This is a genomic window from Enterobacter soli (assembly GCF_964208575.1).
Lineage (GTDB): Bacteria > Pseudomonadota > Gammaproteobacteria > Enterobacterales > Enterobacteriaceae > Enterobacter > Enterobacter soli_A.
The window spans coordinates 1-24910 of record NZ_CAXOFU010000025.1 but is presented as its reverse complement, the minus strand read 5'-3'; the positions used below and the strand labels follow the sequence as shown (position 1 = coordinate 24910).

The window sequence follows — 24910 nt, the reverse complement described above, 5'->3', positions numbered from 1 at the left end:
CAAATAAACATAATTTTCTTAATTGTCCCATAACGGAACTCCATGACCAACTACAGCCTGCGTGCGCGCATGATGATTTTGATCCTCGCCCCCACCGTTCTGATCGGTTTGCTGCTGAGTATCTTCTTTGTGGTGCATCGCTATAACGATTTGCAGCGACAGCTTGAAGACGCTGGCGCCAGCATTATCGAGCCGCTGGCGGTATCCAGCGAATACGGCATGAACCTGCAAAACCGTGAATCCATTGGTCAGCTTATCAGCGTGCTTCACCGTCGCCACTCCGACATCGTACGCGCGATCTCGGTCTACGATGAGCACAACCGCCTGTTCGTCACCTCGAATTTTCATCTCGACCCGGCGGAGCTAAAAATCCCGGACGGATCCCCGTTCCCGCGCCATCTCAGCGTGATGCGGCGCGGCGATATCATGATCCTGCGCACGCCCATTATTTCGGAAAGCTATTCACCTGATGAATCCGTAACGTCCGATGCCAAGTCCAGCAATAATATGCTGGGATATGTGGCGCTGGAGCTGGATCTCAAGTCCGTTCGCCTGCAACAGTACAAAGAAATTTTCATCTCCGGCGTGATGATGCTTTTTTGTATCGGTATCGCCCTGATTTTCGGCTGGCGATTGATGCGCGACGTCACCGGGCCCATCCGCAATATGGTGAATACCGTTGACCGTATCCGACGCGGGCAGCTCGACAGCCGCGTTGAAGGTTTTATGCTGGGCGAGCTGGATATGCTGAAAAACGGCATTAACTCGATGGCGATGTCGCTGGCGGCCTATCACGAGGAGATGCAGCACAACGTTGACCAGGCCACCTCCGATCTGCGCGAAACGCTGGAGCAGATGGAGATCCAGAACGTCGAGCTGGACCTGGCGAAAAAACGCGCCCAGGAAGCCGCGCGCATTAAATCCGAGTTCCTCGCCAATATGTCCCATGAGCTGCGCACGCCGCTCAACGGCGTGATCGGCTTTACCCGCCTGACGCTGAAAAGCGAGCTGAACCCGACCCAGCGCGACCACCTGCACACTATTGAACGCTCCGCGAACAACCTGCTGGCCATCATTAACGACGTGCTGGACTTCTCCAAGCTGGAAGCGGGCAAGCTGATTCTGGAAAGCATTCCGTTCCCGCTGCGCAGCACCCTGGATGAGGTGGTGACGCTTCTGGCCCACTCCTCCCACGATAAAGGGCTGGAGCTGACGCTAAATATTAAAAATGACGTGCCGGATAACGTGATCGGCGATCCGCTGCGCCTGCAGCAGGTGATCACCAATCTGGTGGGCAACGCCATTAAGTTCACCGAGAGCGGCAATATCGACGTTCTGGTGGAGAAGCGCGCCATCAGCAACAACAAGGTGCAGATTGAAGTGCAGATCCGCGACACGGGGATTGGTATTCCCGAGCGTGACCAGTCGCGCCTGTTCCAGGCCTTCCGTCAGGCGGATGCCAGCATTTCCCGCCGTCACGGCGGCACGGGGCTTGGGCTGGTGATCACCCAAAAACTGGTGAAAGAGATGGGCGGGGATATCTCCTTCCATAGCCAGCCAAACCGCGGCTCGACCTTCTGGTTCCACATCAACCTCGACCTCAATCCGAACGTGCTGACGGATGGCCCCATCACGGACTGCCTGAAAGGGATGCGTCTGGCCTACGTGGAGCCAAACGCCGCCGCGGCGCAGAGCACGCTGGACGTGCTAAGCACAACGCCGCTGGAGATTATCTACAGCCCGACCTTCTCTGCGCTGGCCGAAGACCATTACGACATTCTGCTGATGGGCATTCCGGTGACCTTCACCGGCGAGCTGACGATGCAGCAGGAGCGGCTGGCGAAGGCCGCGTCGATGACCGATTACCTGCTGCTGGCGCTGCCGTGCCACGCGCAGATCAACGCCGAAGAGCTGAAAAACGACGGTGCCGCCGCCTGCCTGCTGAAACCGCTCACCGCAACCCGCCTCCTGCCCGCGCTGACGGAGTATTGCCGTCTGAGCCAGCACGCGCTGCCGCTGGTCAGCGACGAACAGAAGCTGCCGATGAGCGTGATGGCGGTGGACGATAACCCGGCGAACCTGAAGCTTATCGGCGTTCTGCTGGAGGATCAGGTGCAGCACGTGGAGCTTTGCGCCAGCGGCGCGCAAGCGGTCGATCGGGCCAAACAGATGCAGTTCGACCTGATCCTGATGGATATTCAGATGCCGGGTATGGACGGCATCCGCGCCTGCGAGCTGATCCGCCAGCTTCCGCATCAGCAGCAGACGCCGGTGATTGCCGTCACGGCGCACGCGATGGCGGGGCAGAAAGAGAAGCTCCTCAGCGCCGGGATGAATGATTATCTGGCAAAACCTATTGATGAAGAGAAGCTGCACAGCCTGCTGCTGCGCTATAAGCCGGGACATATTGGTGGCACATACGTTGCTTCAACAGAAACGGCCGAGATAGCGATCAACCCTAACGCCACCTTCGACTGGCAGCTGGCCCTGCGTCAGGCGGCGGGTAAGCCGGATTTGGCGCGCGACATGCTGCAAATGCTGATCGCGTTTCTGCCGGAGATCCGCAACAAGGTGGAGGAGCAGCTGGTGGGGGAAAACCCGGAAGATCTGCTGGGCGCTATCCACAAGCTGCACGGAAGCTGCGGCTACAGCGGCGTACCGCGGCTGAAAAACCTGTGTCAGCTGCTGGAGCAGCAGCTGCGGGCGGGTACGCCGGAGTCCGAGCTTGAGCCGGAGTTTCTGGAGCTGCTCGACGAGATGGACAACGTGACGCGGGAAGCCACAAAGGTGCTGGGAAGCTGAGGTAAAAGCCCGGTGGCGCAACGCCTTTCGGATTGATTAGAGCACGAGTAAAAGCCGGGCAAGGCGGGCCCCCCGCCCGGTAATCACCGTTAAAATGCCTGCCCGACGCTTAACACCGCCGCGATATTCCTCGCGGCCATCTGCACATTTTCCCGGGCGTTTTCCAGCGCATCTTCCAGCGAGCAGACGGTATAAATCACGCTAAACACCGCGTCGATGCCGTGGTCATGCACCACGCCCACGTCCGCCGTCAGGCTGCCGGCAATGCCGATAACCGGTTTGCCATAGCGTTTGGCGACCTTCGCCACCCCAACCGGGACCTTGCCGTGGATGGTCTGGCTGTCGATGCGCCCTTCGCCGGTAATGACAAGATCCGCATCGGCAACCTGCTCGTCCAGATGCAGCGCGTCGGTGACGATTTCGATACCCTGGCGCAGCTGCGCGCCGCAGAACGCATACAGCGCCGCGCCCATTCCCCCCGCCGCGCCGCCGCCAGCCAGATTCAGCACGTCCAAATCCAGATCCCGGGCAATGACCTGCGCGTAGTGGGCAAGCGCGCTATCGAGGGTGGCGATCATCTCAGGCGTAGCGCCTTTTTGCGGGCCAAACACCGCCGAGGCCCCCTCTTCGCCGGTCAGCGGGTTCGTGACGTCGCAAGCCACCTCTATCCGGCACTCCGCCAGACGCGGGTCGAGACCGCTCACGTCAATGCGTGCCAGCTTTTTCAGCTCGCCGCCGCCGGGCCCGATAGCCAGCCCCTGTTCATCAACGAGACTGGCGCCCAGCGCCTGCACCATACCCGCGCCGCCGTCGTTGGTCGCGCTGCCGCCAATGCCAATAATGATATGTTTTACCCCCACATCCAGCGCGTGACGGATGAGTTCACCGGTTCCCCAGGAGGTTGTTTTTAAGGGATTTCGTTGGGAGGGTGCGACCAGCTCAAGGCCGCTTGCTGCCGCCATTTCAATAAACGCGCTTTGTTCATCGCCGGATAGCCCATAGAAGCCCTCGACGCGCTCGCCCAGCGGGCCCGTGACGGGCACAAGGACAATCCGCCCGTGGGTCGCCGCGACCATCGCTTCTACGGTGCCTTCGCCCCCGTCCGCAACCGGCAGCTTGACGTACTGCGCCGACGGGAAAATCTCGCGAAAGCCCTGCTCTATCGCTGTCGCCACCTCAAGAGCACTCAAACTTTCCTTATACGAGTCCGGTGCGATAACAATTTTCATAAGCCATCCTTACGCATGTTTACTACGTTAAGCATACACCCGCCCAGCTTGCGAAAATGCCGATTCCCGCAGGAACCGGCTGGATAACGCTTAACGCACCATGCAAGGGCGTTTGTTGTTGAAGGTCCAGTTCGGGATCAGATACTGCATCGCCATCGCATCGTCACGCGCGCCAAGACCGTGTTGCTGGTACAGCTCATGGGCTTTCATCACCCGATCCATATCCAGCTCAACGCCCAGACCCGGCGTGGACGGCACCTGCACCATGCCGCCCTTGATCTCAAACGGCTGTTTGGTCAGGCGCTGGTTGCCTTCCTGCCAGATCCAGTGGGTATCGATCGCGGTGATCGTGCCCGGCGCCGCGGCCGCAACGTGGGTAAACATCGCCAGCGACACGTCGAAGTGGTTGTTGGAGTGCGAGCCCCAGGTCAGGCCAAACTCGTGGCACATCTGCGCGACGCGCACCGAGCCCTGCATCGTCCAGAAGTGCGGGTCGGCCAGAGGAATGTCCACGGACTGGAGGGAGAGCGTGTGCCCCATCTGACGCCAGTCGGTGGCGATCATGTTCGTTGCCGTCGGCAGGCCGGTAGCGCGGCGGAACTCTGCCATCACTTCGCGACCGGAGAAGCCCTGCTCTGCGCCGCACGGATCTTCCGCGTAGGCCAGCACGCCTTTCAGCTGCTTGCCAATTTTAATCGCTTCGTCGAGCGACCAGGCACCGTTCGGATCCAGCGTCACGCGCGCCTGCGGGAAGCGTTTTGCCAGGGCAGAAATGGCTTCGGCCTCTTCTTCACCCGCCAGCACGCCGCCCTTGAGTTTGAAATCGTTAAAGCCGTATTTTTCGTAAGCGGCTTCCGCCAGGCGCACCACCGCATCCGGGGTCATCGCCTCGTCGTGACGAATTCGATACCAGTCGCATTTCTCATCCGGCTGGCTCTGATACGCCAGCGGCGTCAGCTTGCGGTTCCCCACGAAGAACAGATAGCCAAGCATCTCCACTTCGCTGCGCTGCTGCCCGTCGCCGAGCAGAGAAGCGACGTTAACGCCCAGGTGCTGGCCGAGCAGATCGAGCATCGCGGCTTCAATCCCGGTCACAACGTGAATGGTGGTGCGCAGATCAAAGGTTTGCAGCCCGCGCCCGCCCGCGTCGCGATCGGCAAAGGCACCTCGCACGGCGTTCAGCACGTTTTTGTATTCGCCCAGCGGTTTACCCACCACCAGCGGAATAGCCTCTTCCAGCGTCTGGCGGATCTTTTCGCCGCCCGGAATTTCACCCACGCCGGTGTGCCCGGAGTTATCTTTGATAATCACAATGTTGCGGGTAAAGAACGGCGCGTGCGCACCGCTCAGGTTCATCAGCATGCTGTCATAGCCCGCCACCGGAATGATCTGCATGGAAGTAACTACTGGGGTAGAAAAAGTGCTCATCGTTTAATCCTTTTAAGAGTGACGTCCAAAAACAGGGCGTTTACGATCGAATGTCCAGCCGGGGATCAGGTATTGCATCGGGCCCGCGTCGTTGCGCGCGCCGCCCGGCAGCTTTTTGTAGGCCTCATGCGCGATGTGGATCCGATCCCAGTCGATCTCCACGCCAAGCCCCGGCGCATCCGGTACGGCAATCTGGCCGTTTTTAATCTCCAGCGGATTTTTCGTCAGGCGGGCTTCACCCTCCTGCCAGATCCAGTGCGTATCAATCGCGGTCGGGTTACCCGGCGCCGCAGCGCCAACGTGGGTGAACATCGCCAGCGAAATATCAAAGTGGTTATTGGAGTGGCAGCCCCAGGTCAGGCCCCAGTCGTCGCAAAGCTGCGCCACCCGCACCGCGCCGGAGAGCGTCCAGAAGTGCGGATCCGCCAGCGGGATATCCACCGAGTTAAGCATTACCGCATGGCCCATTTCCCGCCAGTTGGTGGCGATCATATTGGTCGCTACCGGCAGCCCGGTCGCGCGGCGGAACTCCGCCATCACTTCGCGCCCGGAGAAGCCCTGCTCCGCCCCGCACGGATCTTCCGCGTAGGTCAGCACATCGCCCAGGCCTTTGCACAGGGCGATGGCTTCATCGAGCAGCCACGCGCCGTTCGGGTCGACGGTGATCCGCGCGTCCGGGAAGCGTTTTTTCAGCGCCCGAGCGCTTTCAATCTCCTGCTCACCCGGCAGCACGCCGCCTTTCAGCTTGAAATCCTTAAAGCCGTAGCGATCCTGCGCCGCCTCCGCCAAACGCACCACGGCGTCGCTGGTCAGCGCCTCCTGATGGCGCAGGTGATACCACTCGTGGCTTCCGGGCGAGTTTTCCAGATACGGCAGATCGGTTTTACGCCGATCGCCCACGTAGAAGAGATACCCCAGCACCGTCACCGCATCGCGCTGTTTACCTGGCCCGAGCAGCTCGCAGACCGGCACGTTGAGGGCCTTGCCCAGCAGGTCGAGCAGCGCCGCTTCCAGTGCGGCCACCGCGTTAACCCGCAGCTCAAAGGTCCAGGCGCCCTTGCCGAAGGTGTCGAAATCGGCAGACTGGTTGCCCTTGTGCACCCGCTGCACCACCTTGTTCAGGCGGGCCACTTCCTGCCCGACCACCTGCGGAACGGCGTCCAGCAGCGTTTGATAGATAACCTCGCCGCCCGGCGCTTCGCCCACGCCGGTGTGACCGGCGCTGTCGGTGAGTACCACAATGTTGCGGGTAAACCAGGCATTGTGCGCGCCGCCAATGTTGAGCAGCATACTGTCCTGTCCGGCTACCGGAATGACCTTCATGTCGGTCACAACGGGGCTTGCCTGAGTCGTCATCATCCACGCTCCGTTACGGGTTTAAGTTCGATACGCTTGATATCTCCCACCAGCACCAGATAGCTCAGCACCGCCACCAGCGCGTGAACACCAACGTAAATCAGCGCGCCGTTAAAGGAGCCGGTGGTGCCGACGATGTAACCGATAGCAATCGGAGTCACAATCCCGGAGATGTTACCGAACATGTTAAACAGGCCACCGCTCAGGCCGCTGATCTCTTTCGGCGCGGTATCCGCCATCACCGCCCAGCCCAGCGCACCGATGCCTTTGCCGAAGAAGGCCATCGCCATAAAGCCGATAATCATCCACTCGGCGCTGACGTAGTTACAAAAGACCATGGTCATCGAGAGCAGCATACCCAGCACGATGGGCGTTTTACGGGCGATATTCAGCGAGCCCGTGCGGCGCATCAGCCAGTCGGAAATCACGCCGCCCAGCACACCGCCCACAAAACCGCAGATCGCCGGAATCGAGGCGACAAAACCCGCCTTCAGAATCGACATGCCGCGCGCCTGCACCAGATAGACCGGGAACCAGGTAATAAAGAAGTAGGTTAAGGCGTTGATACAGTACTGGCCGAGGTAAATGCCGATCATCATGCGCGAGCCAACCAGCTGTTTGATCTGCGCCCACTTCTGGCTGAACGGCACCTTCGCTTTGTCGTTCTTCTGATCCATGTTGATCAGCGCCCCGCCCTCGGCGATGTACTCCAGCTCTTTTTTGTTCACGCCAGGGTGCTGGTTCGGTTCGTGGATCGCTTTCAGCCAGATAAAGCTGATGATAATGCCCAGCCCGCCCATGAAGAAGAAGACGTGTGACCAGCCCACCTCATGCGTCAGCCAGCCCATAATCGGTGCGAAGATAACGGTCGCGAAATACTGCGCCGAGTTGAAAATCGCCACCGCCGTTCCCCTCTCCTGCGCCGGGAACCAGGCCGCCACGATTCGGCTGTTACCTGGGAAGGACGGCGCCTCCGCTAACCCTACCAGGAAACGCAGGGTAAAGAGCGCAACGATAATGCCAAAGCCGCTGAAGATATCGACGAAGCCCTGCAGCAGGGTGAACATCGACCAGATAAAGATGGACCAGAAGTAGACGCGTTTGGAGCCGAAGCGGTCAAGCAACCAGCCGCCGGGGATTTGACCAATTACATAGGCCCATGAAAACGCAGAGAAAACGTAACCCATGCCAACCGGATCAAGCCCGATATCTTTTGCCATTTCCGAACCGGCAATCGACAGCGTGGCGCGGTCACCATAGTTAAAGGATGTGACGATAAACAGCATCACCACTATCCAGTAGCGGGCATTGGTGCGCTTCTCAGCGCTGCTCGCCGCTTGGCTTAATGTACTCATTGTTGCACTCCTGAATCATCGCTTTCGCCCGTTTCATCCTGAACAACGCAACCGGTAGGGTAATCAGAATGAGGTGTTAATGTTTCGCAGTTTTGGTATGGCTTGATGCCGTTTTTTTATTGCTCACTGCATTTTGGTAACTGACGGGAAAAGTATAAGTAAGGGGGTGTTGCTCCCTCACCGTGCATGAACACAACATTGAATGGATGGGGAGAGGTTGTTTGGGGCAAAAGCCCAAACCTCTGGAAGGTACTTCACGGAAATGAGGATTTTGAGAGGTCTGTCGCGGCTGAGTCGGCTTCGCTTGCACGGCCTACAGCATTCATAGACTCGTGCAAGCGCGGCGCCGCCGGGTATGCGTTACTTGAGCAGCGTCGCCCAGTGTTCAACCCACGGATTCGATTCGCTTTCCGGCTCGGGGTGTTCACCGGCATCAATCAGCAGCATCTCGCCCACGCGCTGAGCGCTCTGCTCCTGGAGCAGGGCATCGAACTGCTTACCGCCGCCGCAGAAGTTGGCGTAAGAGCTATCGCCCAGGGCGATGATGCCGTAATGGACGTTCGGCTGATAGCCAAGCTGGTCTTTGATGCCCTGGAACAGAGGCACAATGCTGTCCGGCAGATCGCCCTGCCCGGTCGTCGAGGTCACCACCAGGATGTACTTGTCCTGGTACTTCTCCCAGTCGGCAAGCTCGGGGTCTTCATAAACCGTGGCTTTATGTCCCTGATTCGCCAGAATCGCTTCGGCCTCTTCTGCCACCAGCAGCGAGTTACCGTACATCGTGCCCACAAAAATGCCGACTTCAGCCATGCTTTGCTCCCTTGATTTTCGCTATTGCTGTTCATCCTGAACGTTGCCCGGCACAAACTCAACCCTTTCATTTTCGGGGAGTTGTCCTCGCCAGCCAAACTGTGACAGCGCCTGCATCCAGACGTCGTCCAGCCCGGCACGGATCGACAGCGGCTCGCCGGTAAAGGGGTGCGTGAGGCGCAGTTCGCTGGCGTGCAGCATCAGCCGATTGCAGCCGAAATGCTCCGCCGCGCTGCGGTTCTGGCGCAAATCGCCGTGCTTGCTGTCGCCGATAATCGGGTGGCGAAGATGCGCAAGGTGACGACGAAGCTGGTGCTTACGCCCGGTTTTGGGCAAAAGCTCAACCAGGCTGTAGCGCGTGGTGGGAAATTTGCTGGTGGCAACCGGCATTTCGGTGGTCGCCATGCCGCGATAATCGGTCACCGCAGGCTGCGGGCCTTTATCATCACGGGCAAATTTATCGGCGATTTTATCCAGCTCTTCCACCAGCGGATAATCGAGCGTGGCGGCGTCCGTCAGCCAGCCGCGCACGATGGCGTGGTAGCGTTTCTGCATCTGGTGCTGTTCGAACTGCTGCGACAGAAGGCGCCCCGCTTCGCTGGAGAGCCCCATCAGCAACACGCCGGAGGTCGGCCTGTCGAGGCGGTGCGCGGTAAAAACGTGCTGACCAATCTGGTCGCGCACGGTCTGCATCACCACCACTTTTTCATCGCGATCCAGCCAGCTGCGGTGTACCAGCCAGCCAGAGGGTTTATTGACCGCCACCAGCCATTCATCCTGATAGAGGATTTCAAGCGTCATTCAGCGTCACCGGCAAAGAGCGCGTCCAGCCGCTCCAGCTCCACCAGAATAACTTCGCGAGTGGGATGCGCGGCATCCAGCGCCATTTCATAGTAAGGCGCGACGGCAAAGGCTTCCGGCAGCGGATGGGCGCCGTCCAGCAGCGCGTGCATCCGTGGGATCAGTACCCACTGCAGCCACTCGAAAGGCTCCAGGGTATCCAGGCAAAAAGGTTGGGTGCTGGCAAATGCTTCCGGCTGCGGAGAGATCGCCTGCCAGTGCTGATGTTGGCGTAAAACTGCTTCAATGGCGTGCAACTGGGCACGAACGCTATCGTGACGCGTCATGAGAACCTCGGGGAAAAACGTAATGGCGCGAAGCATAACATTAGAAGGGGAAATAAAAAAAAGGGAGCACTGTATAAACAGTGCTCCCGGTTCGTTCCGCAGCAATCCAGCTACAATTTGTGCTCCCTGCTCATCCGTGACAACTTTTCCTGAAGCCCGAGGGCCTGGTCGTCCGTAAACCTCTGCATCCTGCTCACATCATCCTGACGTGATTGTTTCATCCTGAAACGTCCTGGCCTTCCTGACCCACCGACCATCCTGACCGGCTCTCTTTCTCCTTCCTGGAGGTGTCCCTTACGCGTCCTGCGTGTTCCTTGCTTCATCCTGAAGCCTTCCTGTAGCGCCGTCCTGACGTGTCCTTCGTTAAGAAACGCCATCATCCTGATGTTCGTTTCTCGTGTCGGCTTCCTGTCGACAGAGATAGAATCCGCTATTCCGCTTCGTCTTACAACCCACTCTGTAAGCGTTCCAGGAGTAAGAAACGCACAGAAAAATCGTAAAAATCAAAATAAAGCATTTAAATACAGCAAGTTAGTTTTGAGCCAATGATGAGACTAGGCTTAATCCGGCGGCGATCTCTCACAAACCTTGTAAGAGATCTCTCACACGCGCTGTAGCATGATGGATTACAGAACAGGCTCAAGTCGGGTAAGGAAATCCGCAAGTGAGGGGGCGAGGACGTCGCGATTGCGGGTGCCGATGGTCTCTTTCACCACTTCGCCGGACAGGTTGCAAACCGAAATCACATCCAGCTCGCTGTCGAGAGTGGCAATAAAAAGCGTCGGAGCAAGCTTAAGGCGCTTTTGCGTCACCAGGTGACCAATCAGATTCTCCTGAACGCGCTGGAGATCGTCTTCACTCCATGTCTGCAGCAAAGTCAGCAATAAGCCATCAATGCGAGCAGTCATATCCCCTGCGAATTGCGTGGTGTAAAACGCATGAAGCGCTGGTTGTACCACAATGTCCATCGCGCGTTCAACCGCATTTACATTCTGCTCTGCGGTAAACGGTTTCGGTTGCCAGATGACACAATCGTCCAGAGTTGAGATAATGCATGGCGAAGGAATGCCATATAAGTCAACGCTTTGCGGCCAGGTTCCTTTAATTTCATGCCAGGCGTCGCAGTAGCGGGTCGTGAAGGCGGTCAGGGCATTTGCAGTTTCGATATCCACCGATTTCTCTCTTCTCGTAAGACAGGATAAACTCAGCCCCTAAGTGTACCTGCAAAGTGGCAATGAAACATGTCTTACGAAAATCATCAGGCGTTAACGGGCTTAACGCTGGGAAAATCTACCGATTACCGCGACACCTACGATGCAAGCCTGTTGCAGGGCGTGCCGCGCAGCCTGAACCGCGATCCGCTCGGGCTGCACGCCGACGCGCTGCCGTTTGTGGGGGGCGATATCTGGACGCTGTACGAACTCTCCTGGCTCAACGCCCGCGGTCTGCCGCAGGTGGCGGTCGGCCACGTCGAGCTGGACTACGCCAGCGTAAACCTGGTGGAGTCCAAAAGCTTTAAGCTTTACCTCAACAGCTTTAACCAGACCAAATTCAACAGCTGGGAAGAGGTGCAGCAGACGCTGGAGCGCGATTTAAGCGCCTGCGCCCAGGGACAGGTCAGCGTGTCGCTCTATCGCCTGAATGAGCTGGAAGGCCAGCCGATCGCCCATTTCAACGGCACCTGCATCGACGAGCAGGACATTGAAATCGAGAGTTATGAATTCAGCACCGGTTACCTGGAAAACGCGGCCGCAGGCAAGGTCGTTGAAGAGACGCTGGTCAGCCATCTGCTGAAATCCAACTGTCTTATCACCCACCAGCCGGACTGGGGATCGGTTCAGATCCAGTATCGCGGGCCGAAGATCGACCGGGAAAAACTGCTGCGCTATCTGGTCTCTTTCCGCCATCACAACGAATTCCACGAGCAGTGCGTGGAGCGCATCTTTAACGATATTCAGCGCTTCTGCCAGCCAGAAAAACTCAGCGTATACGCGCGCTACACCCGTCGCGGCGGGCTGGATATCAACCCGTGGCGTACCAATACCGATTTTGTGCCGGCGACCGGTCGTCTGGTGCGTCAGTAAGTTAAATATTTTCACAATAAGCGCGGGTAATGACGCGCTTTAGGTTGTGAAACGTCATAAGCCAGGGCTATTGTAATCAACAGGGAAAGACGATAATCGTCCCGTAAGGAGCTCTCTTGATTACACATATTAGCCCGCTTGGCTCAATGGATATGTTGTCGCAGCTGGAAGTGGACATGCTTAAACGCACGGCCAGTAGCGATCTCTATCAACTGTTTCGTAACTGTTCACTTGCCGTACTGAACTCCGGAAGCCTGACTGACAACAGTAAAGAGCTGCTGTCACGCTTCGAAAGCTTCGATATCAACGTGCTGCGCCGCGAGCGTGGCGTGAAGCTTGAGGTTATCAACCCGCCGGAAGAGGCCTTCGTCGACGGGCGGATTATTCGCTCTCTCCAGGCGAACCTGTTCGCCGTGCTGCGCGATATCCTGTTTGTTAACGGGCAAATCCACAACGCGGGCCGCTTCCAGCATCTCGACCTGGAAAGCTCGGTTCACATCACCAACCTGGTCTTCTCTATTCTGCGTAACGCCCGTGCGCTGCACGTGGGTGAAGCGCCAAATATGGTTGTCTGCTGGGGCGGTCACTCCATCAATGAGACCGAATATCTCTACGCGCGTCGCGTGGGAACGCAGCTCGGTCTGCGCGAGCTGAACATCTGCACCGGCTGTGGTCCGGGCGCGATGGAAGCGCCGATGAAAGGGGCAGCGGTAGGCCACGCGCAGCAGCGCTACAAAGAGGGGCGCTTCATCGGCATGACCGAGCCGTCCATCATCGCGGCTGAGCCGCCGAACCCGCTGGTTAACGAGCTGATTATCATGCCGGATATCGAAAAACGCCTTGAGGCGTTTGTCCGTATCGCACACGGGATAATTATCTTCCCGGGCGGCGTGGGAACAGCGGAAGAGCTGCTTTACCTGCTGGGCATTCTGATGAACCCGGCCAACAAAAATCAGGTGCTGCCGCTGATCCTGACCGGGCCGAAAGAGAGCGCCGATTACTTCCGCGTGCTGGATGAGTTTATCGTTCACACGCTGGGCGAAGCCGCGCGTCGCCACTATCGCATTATCATCGACGATGCCGCCGAAGTGGCGCGCCAGATGAAAAAAGCGATGCCGCTGGTGAAAGAGAACCGTCGCGATACCGGGGATGCCTACAGCTTCAACTGGTCGATTCGCATCGCGCCGGATCTGCAGATCCCGTTCGAGCCTTCTCACGAAAATATGGCTAACCTGAAACTCTATCCGGATCAGCCGGTTGAGGTGCTGGCGGCCGACCTGCGCCGGGCCTTCTCGGGGATTGTGGCGGGCAACGTGAAAGAGGTGGGCATTCGCGCTATCGAGCAGTATGGGCCGTACAAGATTCACGGCGATCGCGAGATGATGCGCCGCATGGACGACATGCTGCAGGGCTTTGTCGCCCAGCACCGTATGAAGCTTCCCGGCTCTGCCTACATTCCTTGCTACGAAATTTGCACCTGAGGCGCTGCGCACGCTTCACATCAGCCGGAAAGCGCATCGCCGCGATCCGGCTTTTTTATGTCTGTAGAAACACATTCATATCGCATATGTAATTAACAAACCTTATTCATACGCAAACGATTACCTCTAAATTCTGACCGCAAATTATCAGCCTTAATCCAAATTCCCCGTCAGAAAACTCTAAAACTCTACATCTTTACAGCAAAAGACTCCTATCTCACCGGTCAGTCTTTCAGGCTGCATGTTGTTTCTGGTAGCCTTCGCGCCCGTAAATTCTCTTTGACGTTTTTTTAACAGATAAATGGTCTAAAGATATCCATATCAAAAGTGGATTATTGCATTTGGGATCGCGATCACTGATAGATTCATAACGAAAATGTATCTTTCCGCCCGCCAACAGTTACGGGCGAAAATTATTAAAAAAACGCCACTGAACGAATTTCATATTACCGTCAGGCACTTTTTCATCGGATTTGACTAGAAACCTGACAATTTGCTTCCTCCAGGAGATATAGATGGAAACCACTCAAACCAGCACCGTTGCTTCGACTGAATCACGAAGTGGCTGGCGCAAAACGGATACCATGTGGATGCTTGGCCTGTACGGCACGGCAATCGGCGCTGGTGTACTGTTCCTTCCTATCAACGCAGGCGTCGGCGGTCTGATCCCGCTGATCATCATGGCAATCATCGCATTCCCGATGACCTTCTTCGCACACCGCGGTCTGACCCGCTTTGTGCTGTCTGGTAAGAACCCAGGCGAAGACATCACTGAAGTGGTGGAAGAACACTTCGGCGTGGGCGCAGGTAAACTGATTACCCTGCTCTACTTCTTCGCGATTTATCCGATTCTGCTGGTTTACAGCGTGGCAATCACCAACACCGTTGAAAGCTTCATGATGCACCAGCTGCACATGACGCCTCCGCCGCGTGCGATTCTGTCGCTGATCCTGATCGTGGGCATGATGACCATCGTGCGCTTCGGTGAGCAGATGATTGTTAAAGCGATGAGCGTGCTAGTGTTCCCGTTTGTTGCCGCACTGATGGTGCTGGCTCTGTACCTGATCCCGCAGTGGAACGGTGCCGCGCTGGAAACCCTCTCCCTGAGCAGCGCATCAGCAACCGGCAACGGCCTACTGCTGACCCTGTGGCTGGCTATCCCTGTAATGGTGTTCTCTTTCAACCACTCGCCAATCATCTCCTCCTTCGCCGTGGCGAAGCGTGAAGAGTACGGCAACGGTGCAGAGAAGAAGTGCTCCAGCATCCTGGCACGCGCTCACATCATGATGGTGCTGACCGTCATGTTCTTCGTGTTCAGCTGCGTGCTGAGCCTGTCCCCGATGGATCTGGCCGCGGCGAAAGAGCAGAACATCTCTATTCTGTCTTACCTGGCTAACCACTTTAACGCGCCGCTGATTGCGTGGATGGCGCCAATCATCGCGATTATCGCGATCACCAAATCCTTCCTGGGCCACTACCTGGGCGCACGTGAAGGCTTCAACGGTATGGTGATTAAATCTCTGCGCGGTAAAGGCAAGAGCATTGAAATCAACAAGCTGAACAAAATCACTGCACTGTTCATGCTGGTGACCACCTGGGCGGTAGCAACCCTGAACCCAAGCATCCTGGGCATGATTGAAACCCTGGGCGGCCCGGTTATCGCGATGATTCTGTTCCTGATGCCGATGTACGCGATTCAGAAAGTGCCAGCGATGCGTAAATACAGCGGCCATATCAGCAACGTGTTCGTTGTGATTATGGGTCTGATTGCCATCTCCGCTATTTTCTACTCGCTGTTTAGCTAATACCTCCTGCGCCGTCCTCGGGCGGCGCACTCCTCCCCTCTGACTGATAGCAATGGACGCATCATGATTAGCGTATTCGATATCTTCAAAATCGGTATTGGTCCTTCCAGCTCTCACACCGTCGGACCAATGAAAGCCGGTAAACAATTCACGGATGACTTGATTGCACGCGGCATTTTGCACGACATCACCCGCGTGGTTGTCGATGTATACGGTTCCCTTTCCCTGACCGGTAAAGGCCACCATACCGATATCGCCATTATCATGGGCCTGGCGGGAAACCTGCCGGACACCGTTGATATTGACGCGATCCCTGGCTTCATCCAGGACGTGAACACCCACGGTCGTTTGCTGCTGGCAAACGGCGAGCACGAAGTGGAATTCCCGGTTGATCGCTGCATGAATTTCCATGCCGACAACCTCTCGCTGCACGAAAACGGGATGCGCATTACCGCCCTGGCAGGCGAGAAAGCAGTGTATAGCCAGACCTACTACTCCATCGGCGGCGGGTTTATCGTCGACGAAGACCACTTTGGTCAGACCAACGATTCCGCCGTTGAAGTGCCGTATCCGTACAAAAACGCGGCGGATTTACAGCGTCACTGCCAGGAAACCGGCCTGTCGCTCTCCGGTCTGATGATGAAAAACGAGCTGGCCCTGCACAGCAAAGAAGAGCTGGAACAGCACTTTGCGAACGTCTGGGAAGTGATGCGCGGCGGTATCGAGCGCGGTATCACCACCGAAGGCGTGCTGCCGGGCAAACTGCGCGTACCGCGCCGTGCGGCTGCGCTGCGCCGTATGCTGGTCAGCACCGACAAAACCACCACCGACCCGATGGCTGTCGTGGACTGGATCAACATGTTTGCCCTGGCGGTGAACGAAGAGAACGCCGCGGGCGGCCGCGTGGTCACTGCGCCAACCAACGGCGCGTGTGGCATCGTTCCGGCCGTGCTGGCGTACTACGACAAGTTTATCCGTGAAGTGAACGCTAACTCTCTGGCACGCTACATGCTGGTCGCCAGCGCCATTGGTTCGCTGTACAAGATGAACGCCTCCATTTCCGGTGCGGAAGTGGGCTGTCAGGGTGAAGTGGGCGTCGCCTGCTCAATGGCGGCGGCAGGTCTGGCAGAGCTGCTGGGCGCCAGCCCCGCTCAGGTGTGCATCGCCGCAGAAATCGGCATGGAGCACAACCTGGGGCTGACCTGCGACCCGGTCGCCGGACAGGTTCAGGTGCCGTGTATCGAGCGTAACGCGATTGCCTCCGTTAAGGCGGTCAACGCGGCGCGTATGGCGCTGCGCCGCACCAGCGAGCCGCGCGTCTGTCTCGATAAGGTTATCGAAACCATGTACGAAACGGGCAAAGATATGAACGCCAAATACCGCGAAACCTCTCGCGGCGGTCTGGCGATGAAGATCGTGACCTGCGATTAAGCCTCCAGGAAGCCTCGTTTTGCGAGGCTTCTTCCTGTTTTTCCTCGCACTATTCGTTTCCCTCTGCCGACAGTGTTACCCTTGAGCCAGTAGATTTTAGGGAGATTATCTGTGGCCGTTCATTTGCTTATCGTCGATGCACTTAACCTGATCCGCCGTATCCACGCGGTGCAAGGCACGCCCTGCAAGGACACCTGCCTTCACGCGCTGGAGCAGCTTATCCGCCACAGCGAGCCGACGCACGCCGTGGCCGTTTTCGACGATGAAGCGCGCAACAGCGGCTGGCGGCACCAGCGTCTGCCGGACTACAAAGCCGGACGCGCCCCCATGCCGGACGACCTGCACGCTGAAATGCCAGCCCTTCGCGCGGCCTTCGAACAGCGCGGCGTGCCCTGCTGGGGTGCACAGGGTAACGAAGCCGACGATCTGGCGGCCACGCTGGCGGTTAAGGTAGCGGGCGCCGGGCATCAGGCGACTATCGTGTCCACCGACAAAGGCTACTGCCAGCTGCTTTCCCCCACCATCCGCATTCGTGACTACTTCCAGAAGCGCTGGCTCGACGCGCCGTTTATTGCCAGCGAATTCGGCGTGGCACCGAACCAGCTTCCCGACTACTGGGGGCTGGCGGGCATTAGCAGCTCGAAAGTGCCGGGCGTTGCCGGCATCGGGCCGAAGAGCGCCGCACAGCTGTTAACGGATTTTCAAACGCTGGAAGGGATTTACGCCCGCCTGGACGAAGTGCCGGAAAAGTGGCGCAAAAAGCTGGAGGCGCATAAAGAGATGGCGTTTATCTGCCGGGATGTGGCAACGCTACAGACGGATTTACAGCTGGACGGGAATTTACAGCAGTTGCGGTTAGAGCGTTAAAGCACTCTCCCCCGGATCTCTCCCCAAAGGAGCGAGGGAGAAAAGACAGCACCGAGCAATCCCCTCTCCCCTTTGGGGAGAGGGTCAGGGTGAGGGACTATCGCTCGTCGCGACGTCCACCCACAGCCGCCCACCAGCGACGAATGTGCACCGTCACCTCTTCGCGGTCATGGTAAAGCTGGCGAGCCTGAATCACGACGTTGATACCGTGTTCATCCATCTGCTCCTGGATGTACGCCAGGTTCTGAGAAACTTCCTCGTAGCGCTTTTTCATTGGCAGCTTGAGGTTAAAGATGGTTTCACGGCACCAGCCGTTCACCAGCCAGGAGGCCATCAGAGCAGCCACTTTCGCAGGTTTCTCCACCATATCGCACACCATCCAGGAGATGTTGTTGCGGTTTGGACGATAGCGGAAACCGTCCTCGCGCAGCCAGGTCACCTGCCCGGTATCCATCAGGCTTTGCGCCATCGGGCCGTTATCGACGGAGGAGACCCACATGTTGCGTTTCACCAGCTGATAGGTCCAGCCGCCGGGACACGCCCCGAGATCGACCGCGTACATGCCGTTTGCCAGACGCTCGTCCCACTCGTCTGCCGGAATAAAGACGTGGAACGCCTCTTCCAGCTTTAGCGTCGAGCGGCTTGGCGCGTCAGACGGGAAGCGCAGACGCGGAATGCCCATAAAGAACGGCGAGTTGTTGGTGGTGTACGAGTAGCCCGTATAGCAGCAGCCGGGCGCAATAAAGAAGATATGCACCACCGGGCGCTTTGGCGTTTCGTAGTTCGTCAGCACGCCCGCGTCGCGCAACGCGGCGCGCAGCGGCACGGTGAACTTGCGGCAAAACTTCATCAGCTCTTTGCTTTCGTTGGTGTCTGCCACCTCAACGCGCAGATCGCCGCCCTTCTCCACCACGCCCTGCAGCATGCCCACAATCGGCGTGATGCGGTCTTCCGGCGGCAGATCTTTGAGCAGCTCGCCCGCAACGAACATCTGGCGAGCAAAAATCAGCGAGCTGAACGGCAGCTCGCGCGCCAGCTTGTCGGCATCTTCTGGCTGATAGCATTCAAACACCACGTAGCCCGCGTTCTCTTTCACGCGCGCAAAGCCAAACACCTCGCGGCGCGCAGCTTTATCCGTAATTTCCGCGGCGCACTCTTTCTCAAACCCCGGGCGACAATATAAAACAACCTTATTCATGAACAACGCCCTTGCGTTTCAGACGGATAGCTCCGATAAACATTAATACCCAACCGGCCAGGAAGCTCACGCCGCCGACAGGTGTAACAAACGCCCACAGGCGCAAATGCGAGAGCGCGAGGCAGTACAGGCTGCCGCTAAACAGCACCGTGCCCAGCGCCAGAAAGACGCTGCTCCAGTAAAACCAGATACTGATGCGACGCTGCATCGCTACGGCCAGGCCGAAGATCGCCAGCGTGTGAAACGCCTGATATTCAAGACCGGTCTGGATCCAGCCCATCTCAACAACGCCCAAAGACTTGCTTAACACGTGCGCGCCAAACGCGCCCAGTGCGACAAAAATAAAGCCACTCACCGCGGCAAAAATCAGCATGAATCGGCTGGTCATGTCTCTGTCCTAAAGTGATGCGTGCCCGGCACGCATAAAGTTATTGCTCATACCTGAAGCGGAATTTTTCTTGCTCGCTCGCCGCTTTCGCCAGGATCCACTGCCGGAAGGCGGCTATTTTACCCAGTTCTGCCTGACTGTCATGGCAAACCAGATAAAATGCATTCTTGCTGACCAGAACATCATTAAAAGGGCAGACCAGGCGGCCTGCCTCAATTTCGGACTGGGACATCACGTTGTTGGCCAACGCCACGCCCTGCCCGTGAATGGCAGCCTGTAACACCATCGCGCTGTGGCTAAAGATGGGGCCCTGCTGCACGTTTATATGATTAAGACCAAGCTGGCGGGTATAAGTTTGCCAGTCACGTCGGGATGCATCGTGTAAAAGCGTGTGCTGCGCCAGATCCGCTGGCGTTTTCAACGCTTTATCACCGGTCAATAAAAGGGGGGAACAGACCGGAAGCAGGTATTCTGCGTATAATTTTTCGACACGTAAACCCGGCCAGTTGCCGCGACCGTAAAAAATCGCCACGTCGACGTCGTCCGCGAGCTTGTCTTCCTGGCGGTCGACGGCCTGGATTCGGACATCAATTCCCGGATAAGCTGAGTTAAAGCTTGAGAGTCGCGGCACCAGCCACTGAATGGCAAAACTGGGCAATAAACTGACAGTCAGTGCGCCTTTTGCACTCCGCGCCTGCAGCTTGCGGGTCGCCTCAGTCAGCTGAGAAAAAATCTCTTTAATATCCTGAAAATAGCTTTGGCCTTCTTCGGTCAGGAGCAGCGAGCGGTTGCGTCGGCGGAACAGCTTAAGCCCCAGAAAATCCTCCAGGGACTTGATTTGATGACTTACTGCGGCCTGTGTCACAAAAAGCTCATCTGCTGCGCGAGTGAAGCTCAGATGACGGGCTGCGGCATCAAAAACACGTAATGCATTAAGGGGTGGTAATCGCTTGGACATGGTTATCTGGCTTAGATGTTAACGGCATTTAACATATGAGAAACAACGTTTAACCTATTAGTTTTTTTAATCTGAGCCATTATAAATTGTCCGTTGAGGAACTACCAGCAAATACCTATAGTGGCGGCACTTCCTGAGCCGGAACGAAAAGTTTTTTGGAATGCGTGTTCTGAAGGGCTTTTGGCTTACGGTTGTGATGTTGTGTTGTTGTGTTTGCAATTGGTCTGCGATTCAGACCACGGTAGCAACGCTACCAATTTTTCACTTCCTGTACATTTACCCTGTCTGTCCATAGTGATTAATGTAGCACCGCCAATTTGCGGTGCTTTTTTTTGCTTATCTTTCTGTTAGTGCTCAATTTCCTTCATTTCTTTCACGTCGCTGCGATTGATTTGCTGTTTGTTGCCATTCGCATCTTTGTACGAAATCATCCCGGTATCATTGTCCGTCGTTGGTTTCCCTTCAGAGACAATGGAACGACCGTCGTTAGTATGCATAACGTAGTTGTTACCGGAACATGCGCTCAGGGCAAAGGTAAACACACAGGCAGAGATGATTGCGGCTGTCTTTTTCATGATTATTCTCCTTTAGCGATTAATGCTATTCAAACCTCGATTTAGAACAGGCAAATACATTCACCTAACACTATTTAGCATAACCTGCTTTTCAGAAGGGGATGGCATAAGCAGACAATTCCGATAGAGATCATCCACCTTGCCCTGGTGCCGAAATTGCGCGACGATCTGCTTATCGACACGAGGAATACCATGAACGCTTTCAGTCCCGCACATTTTCGCGAACAGTTTCCGGCGCTGGCCGACGCCGGTGTTTACCTTGATAGCGCCGCCACCGCGCTCAAACCGCTGGCGGTTATCGAGGCCACGCAGCAGTTTTACAGCCTGAGCGCCGGTAACGTTCACCGCAGCCAGTTTGCCGAGGCGCAACGCTTAACGGCCAGCTACGAAGCCGCCCGCGACCAGGTGGCTCATCTGCTCAACGCTGAAAGCGGTAAAAATATCGTCTGGACGCGCGGCACCACCGAAGCCATCAACATGGTCGCCCAGTGTTACGCCAGGCCGCGCCTGCAGCCGGGCGATGAAATCATCGTCAGCGAAGCCGAGCACCACGCTAACCTGGTGCCCTGGCTGATGGTCGCAGAGCAAACGGGGGCGCGCGTCGTCAGGCTGCCGCTTGGCGCCGACTTCCTGCCTGACGTGGCGCGTTTACCTGAACTCATTACCCCCCGCAGCCGTATTCTGGCGTTAGGGCAGATGTCCAACGTCACCGGCGGCTGCCCGGATCTGGCCCGCGCCGTTGACATCGCCCATGCTCACGGCATGGTGGTGATGGTCGACGGCGCTCAGGGCGTGGTGCATTTTCCGGCCGACGTACAAAAACTCGATATCGACTTCTACGCCTTCTCCGGGCACAAACTCTACGGGCCAACCGGCATCGGCGCGCTGTACGGCAAGGCTGACCTGCTGGCTGAGATGACCCCGTGGCTCGGCGGCGGCAAGATGATCGTCGAAGTGACGTTTGACGGCTTCAAAACCCAGGACGTGCCGTATCGCCTCGAAGCAGGCACACCCAACGTGGCGGGGGTGATCGGCCTGAGCGCGGCGCTGGAGTGGCTTGGCGAAACCGACATCGCCCAGGCCGAAAGCTGGAGCCGCGGGCTTGCCACCCTTGCAGAAGAAGAGCTGAAAAAACGACCGGGCTTCAGGTCGTTTCGCGTGCAGGATTCCAGCCTGTTAGCCTTTGATTTTGAAGGCGTTCACCACAGTGATATGGTAACGCTTCTTGCGCAGTACGGTATTGCCCTGCGAGCCGGACAGCACTGCGCCCAGCCGCTGCTGGCGGCGCTGGGAGTCAGCGGGACGCTTCGCGCCTCGTTTGCGCCGTACAATACAAAAAGTGATGTCGACGCGCTGGTCGCAGCCGTTGACCGCGCCCTTGAACTCCTGGTGGATTAATGACAAGCCCAACACTCGCCGGACACCCGTTCGGCACCGTCATCACGGAAGATAGCCTCAAACAGACCTTTGGCTCACTGACCCAGTGGGAAGATAAATATCGCCAGCTGATCGTGCTGGGCAAGCAGCTTCCCGCCCTGTCTGACGAGCTTAAGGCGCAGGCGAAAGAGATTGCTGGCTGTGAGAATCGCGTCTGGCTGGGGTTTAGCGCGTCCGGGGATAAGCTTCACTTCTTCGGCGACAGCGAGGGGCGTATTGTTCGCGGCCTGCTGGCCGTGCTGCTGACGGCGGTAGAGGGGAAAAGCGCCGCCGAGCTGCTGGCGCATTCGCCGCTGGCGCTGTTTGACGAACTGGGTTTACGCGCCCAGCTCAGCGCCTCGCGTAGTCAGGGGCTGACCGCGCTTGGCGACGCCGTGCTGGACGCAGCGCGTCAGGCTCAGGCCTGACGCTCCGCCTTCGCCATCATCTTCTTCAGGGCGTGTGACACCGCCACAAAGCCGAAAGAGGCGGTCACCATGGTGGCCGCACCAAATCCAGAGGCACAATCCATCCGTTTTGGCCCTTCCGCCGTGCTTTTCATGGCGCACACGGAGCCGTCCGACTGCGGGTAAACCAGCGCTTCGGTAGAAAACACGCAGTCGACGCCGAGCTTACCTTTGCTGTTCTTAACTACGTTGAAATCGCTCTTTAAGCGTTCGCGCAGCTTTGCCGCCAGCGGATCCTGAATGGTTTTTGCCAGGTCAGTCACCTGGATCTGCGTCGGATCGATTTGCCCGCCCGCCCCGCCGGTGGTCACCAGTGGCACCTTGTAACGACGGCAGTAAGCAATCAGCGCCGCTTTCGGACGCACGCTGTCGATAGCGTCGATCACATAGCTGTAGCCTTTGCTCATGTACTCTGCGACATTGTCCGCCGTGACAAAGTCATCAATCACCGTCACGCGGCATTCCGGGTTGATCTGGCGAATGCGCTCGGCCATGATCTCTGATTTCGCCAGGCCAACGCTGTCGCGCAGGGCGTGGATTTGTCTGTTGGTGTTGGTCACACAGACATCATCCATATCAATCAACGTAATTGCACCAATGCCGGTTCGCGCCAGCGCTTCTGCCGCCCAGGAGCCGACACCGCCGATGCCCACCACGCACACGTGCGCCTCTGCAAACAGCTGCAGGGCCTTTTCGCCATATAAACGTGCCGTGCCGCCGAAACGCTGGCGCCACGCGTCGCTGATTACCACAGACATAAAACCTCAGATGTAAAAAGGGTGAGGTTTTCCTCACCCTGAACAGTAATCCGTATTGCGCTCAGAATACCACAATCAGCCGCTGAATACGTTTCCGCTGGTTGCCGCGGTCTTCAGTACCCACACGCGGCCGTAGTGGTTATACCAGCCTGCACGGTGGCCGGCATCCGGGCCAATACCTTGATAAATATCGAAGTGCTGCCCTTTGATTGCCCCACCGACGTCAAGCGCGACCATCAGGCGCAGCTCATACTGACCGTTGAATTTGCCGTTGTTATCCAGCAGCGGCACTTCGGCCAGCAGCGTGGTGCCCGCCGGAATAATAGAACGATCCGACGCCACGGACGCGCGGCCAATCAGCGGTACAGCACTCGCCCCTTTCACCGGCGCAAAGTTTTGCGGCTTGAAGAAGACGAACGACGGGTTCTGCTCAAGCAGCTCGCGCACTTCGGCTTCGCTGTGCTTTTCGCCCCACTCGCGGATCGCCTGCATCGACATATCTTCTTTCTTCACTTCACCCCGGTCGATAAGCACTTTGCCGATGCTGTGATAAGCATGGCCGTTTTTACCGGAATAGCTGAAGAAGTTGAGCGGGGAGCCGTCACCGAAATCGATGTAGCCGCTGCCCTGCACGTCCATAATAAAGTTGTCCATCAGCGAGTTGCTGTAGGCCAGAACGTAGTTTTCGCTCAGCGCACCGGAATAAATCTCGGCGCGGGACGGTAAGCGGCCCCGTTTTGGCGGCATACGGTAAATCGGGTACTGGAACTCGCCCTGACGGGTATGCCGCGCCTGGATAACCGGCGTGTAGTACCCCGTAAACTGGACGTTGCCGTAGTTATCTGCGCCTTCCATCTGCCAGGCATCGATACCAAACTGACGCATGTTGCGCGTGTCGCCGCCCGCGCGCAGCCAGTCCTGAACGGCGCTGTATACGTTATTCTGTGAGCCATACAGACGCGGCGACGCGTTGCGGATCTGGTAAACCTGCTCGGAGAAATCTCCGGCGTTGATCGGTGCGCCTACGGCATCGGGCTGGTTAACCAGGGTGAAAGGCTGGGATAATTTCCCCTCTTTATACTGCTGACCGCGATCGGTCGGTTTGGAAGAGCAGGCGGCAAGAATGGCGACCATTGCCCCTGTCATTAGATAATTCGCCCAACGTCCTTTCATTATATCTCGTCTTTTAGTTGCCCATTTCCGCGTGATGAAGATAACAAACCACCCGTTCTAAAGAAATGGCATCACATGCCCTTTGCCAAATTTTGCGCAAAAAATAGTCCATATGGCGCAACAGCGTTCAATTTACAGGCAAAATAATGAATTATGTAAAAAAGGGGTTGCATCACAAAGCTATCCGAGTATAGTGCGCATC

At 57.2% G+C, this 24910-nt stretch carries 22 protein-coding genes; 8 read left to right on the top strand and 14 right to left on the bottom strand.

Features of this window, described 5'->3' with window-relative positions; all coding sequences use genetic code 11:
• The first annotated feature begins 42 nt into the window (after positions 1–42).
• Positions 43–2802, top strand: coding sequence for a two-component sensor histidine kinase BarA (barA, locus tag AB6V08_RS20325; protein ID WP_368544616.1), 2760 nt, complete (start codon positions 43–45; stop codon positions 2800–2802).
• 89 nt (positions 2803–2891) lie between these two features.
• On the opposite strand, the gene AB6V08_RS20320 is transcribed toward barA, so the two are convergent.
• From AB6V08_RS20320 to syd, 8 genes are all read right to left on the bottom strand, one after another.
• Positions 2892–4031, bottom strand: a complete 1140-nt coding sequence (locus tag AB6V08_RS20320; protein WP_368544615.1) for a glycerate kinase — start codon at positions 4029–4031, stop codon at positions 2892–2894.
• 90 nt (positions 4032–4121) lie between these two features.
• Positions 4122–5459: a glucarate dehydratase gene (gene gudD / locus AB6V08_RS20315; RefSeq protein ID WP_368544614.1), complete on the bottom strand. Its 1338-nt coding sequence runs from the start codon at positions 5457–5459 to the stop codon at positions 4122–4124.
• Positions 5460–5471: 12 nt separating this feature from the next.
• Positions 5472–6815: an enolase C-terminal domain-like protein gene (locus AB6V08_RS20310; RefSeq protein WP_368544658.1), complete on the bottom strand. Its 1344-nt coding sequence runs from the start codon at positions 6813–6815 to the stop codon at positions 5472–5474.
• Positions 6815–8170, bottom strand: coding sequence for a galactarate/glucarate/glycerate transporter GudP (gene gudP, locus AB6V08_RS20305; RefSeq protein ID WP_368544613.1), 1356 nt, complete (start codon positions 8168–8170; stop codon positions 6815–6817). The genes AB6V08_RS20310 and gudP overlap by 1 nt, the downstream gene beginning before the upstream one ends.
• A 360-nt stretch (positions 8171–8530) precedes the next feature.
• The gene (locus AB6V08_RS20300; protein ID WP_368544612.1) at positions 8531–8980 is read right to left on the bottom strand and encodes a flavodoxin; all 450 of its coding nucleotides are present in this window, start codon (positions 8978–8980) and stop codon (positions 8531–8533) included.
• Positions 8981–9001: 21 nt separating this feature from the next.
• Positions 9002–9781 carry a tRNA pseudouridine(65) synthase TruC gene (truC, locus tag AB6V08_RS20295; RefSeq protein ID WP_368544611.1) on the bottom strand — a complete coding sequence of 260 codons (780 nt, stop codon included), beginning with the start codon at positions 9779–9781 and terminating at the stop codon, positions 9002–9004.
• Positions 9778–10107, bottom strand: a complete 330-nt coding sequence (locus AB6V08_RS20290) for a YqcC family protein (protein ID WP_368544610.1) — start codon at positions 10105–10107, stop codon at positions 9778–9780. The genes truC and AB6V08_RS20290 overlap by 4 nt, the downstream gene beginning before the upstream one ends.
• Before the next feature lie 626 nt (positions 10108–10733).
• A complete protein-coding gene (gene syd / locus AB6V08_RS20285) occupies positions 10734–11279 on the bottom strand; it encodes a SecY-interacting protein (protein ID WP_368544609.1) in 546 nt (181 codons plus the stop codon).
• Positions 11280–11348: 69 nt separating this feature from the next.
• On the opposite strand from syd, the gene queF reads away from it, so the two are divergent.
• The 5 genes from queF to xni all read left to right on the top strand — a co-directional run bounded on the left by queF (position 11349) and on the right by xni (position 17775).
• Positions 11349–12191, top strand: coding sequence for an NADPH-dependent 7-cyano-7-deazaguanine reductase QueF (gene queF, locus AB6V08_RS20280; protein WP_368544608.1), 843 nt, complete (start codon positions 11349–11351; stop codon positions 12189–12191).
• A 116-nt stretch (positions 12192–12307) separates the two neighbouring features.
• Positions 12308–13672, top strand: coding sequence for a nucleotide 5'-monophosphate nucleosidase PpnN (ppnN, locus tag AB6V08_RS20275; RefSeq protein ID WP_368544607.1), 1365 nt, complete (start codon positions 12308–12310; stop codon positions 13670–13672).
• Positions 13673–14187: 515 nt separating this feature from the next.
• Positions 14188–15477, top strand: coding sequence for an HAAAP family serine/threonine permease (locus AB6V08_RS20270; RefSeq protein WP_368544606.1), 1290 nt, complete (start codon positions 14188–14190; stop codon positions 15475–15477).
• A 63-nt stretch (positions 15478–15540) separates the two neighbouring features.
• Positions 15541–16908 carry an L-serine ammonia-lyase gene (locus AB6V08_RS20265; RefSeq protein ID WP_368544605.1) on the top strand — a complete coding sequence of 456 codons (1368 nt, stop codon included), beginning with the start codon at positions 15541–15543 and terminating at the stop codon, positions 16906–16908.
• Positions 16909–17019: 111 nt separating this feature from the next.
• Positions 17020–17775, top strand: a complete 756-nt coding sequence (gene xni / locus AB6V08_RS20260; RefSeq protein ID WP_368544604.1) for a flap endonuclease Xni — start codon at positions 17020–17022, stop codon at positions 17773–17775.
• A 97-nt stretch (positions 17776–17872) separates the two neighbouring features.
• Here xni and rlmM read toward each other — a convergent pair whose 3' ends face one another.
• The 4 genes from rlmM to AB6V08_RS20240 form a co-directional block, all read right to left on the bottom strand.
• Positions 17873–18973 carry a 23S rRNA (cytidine(2498)-2'-O)-methyltransferase RlmM gene (gene rlmM / locus AB6V08_RS20255; protein WP_368544603.1) on the bottom strand — a complete coding sequence of 367 codons (1101 nt, stop codon included), beginning with the start codon at positions 18971–18973 and terminating at the stop codon, positions 17873–17875.
• Positions 18966–19361: a DUF423 domain-containing protein gene (locus AB6V08_RS20250; protein WP_003862756.1), complete on the bottom strand. Its 396-nt coding sequence runs from the start codon at positions 19359–19361 to the stop codon at positions 18966–18968. Before AB6V08_RS20250 ends, rlmM begins: the two co-directional genes overlap by 8 nt.
• Positions 19362–19401: 40 nt before the next feature.
• Positions 19402–20319 (bottom strand): glycine cleavage system transcriptional regulator GcvA, encoded by a 918-nt coding sequence (gcvA, locus tag AB6V08_RS20245; RefSeq protein WP_368544602.1) that lies wholly within the window; start codon positions 20317–20319, stop codon positions 19402–19404.
• 347 nt (positions 20320–20666) lie between these two features.
• On the bottom strand, positions 20667–20894 hold the full coding sequence (locus AB6V08_RS20240; protein WP_368544601.1) for a YgdI/YgdR family lipoprotein: 228 nt from the start codon (positions 20892–20894) through the stop codon (positions 20667–20669).
• A gap of 192 nt (positions 20895–21086) precedes the next feature.
• On the opposite strand from AB6V08_RS20240, the gene csdA reads away from it, so the two are divergent.
• Together csdA and csdE are read left to right on the top strand one after the other, a co-directional pair.
• Positions 21087–22292 (top strand): cysteine desulfurase CsdA, encoded by a 1206-nt coding sequence (gene csdA, locus AB6V08_RS20235; RefSeq protein ID WP_368544600.1) that lies wholly within the window; start codon positions 21087–21089, stop codon positions 22290–22292.
• Positions 22292–22738 carry a cysteine desulfurase sulfur acceptor subunit CsdE gene (csdE, locus tag AB6V08_RS20230; protein ID WP_368544599.1) on the top strand — a complete coding sequence of 149 codons (447 nt, stop codon included), beginning with the start codon at positions 22292–22294 and terminating at the stop codon, positions 22736–22738. Before csdA ends, csdE begins: the two co-directional genes overlap by 1 nt.
• Here csdE and tcdA read toward each other — a convergent pair.
• Complete coding sequence (gene tcdA / locus AB6V08_RS20225; protein ID WP_368544598.1) at positions 22729–23535, bottom strand: tRNA cyclic N6-threonylcarbamoyladenosine(37) synthase TcdA; 807 nt, start codon at positions 23533–23535, stop codon at positions 22729–22731. The genes csdE and tcdA overlap by 10 nt on opposite strands.
• A 75-nt stretch (positions 23536–23610) precedes the next feature.
• The gene (gene mltA / locus AB6V08_RS20220) at positions 23611–24708 is read right to left on the bottom strand and encodes a murein transglycosylase A (protein ID WP_368544597.1); all 1098 of its coding nucleotides are present in this window, start codon (positions 24706–24708) and stop codon (positions 23611–23613) included.
• Positions 24709–24910: the final 202 nt, after the last annotated feature.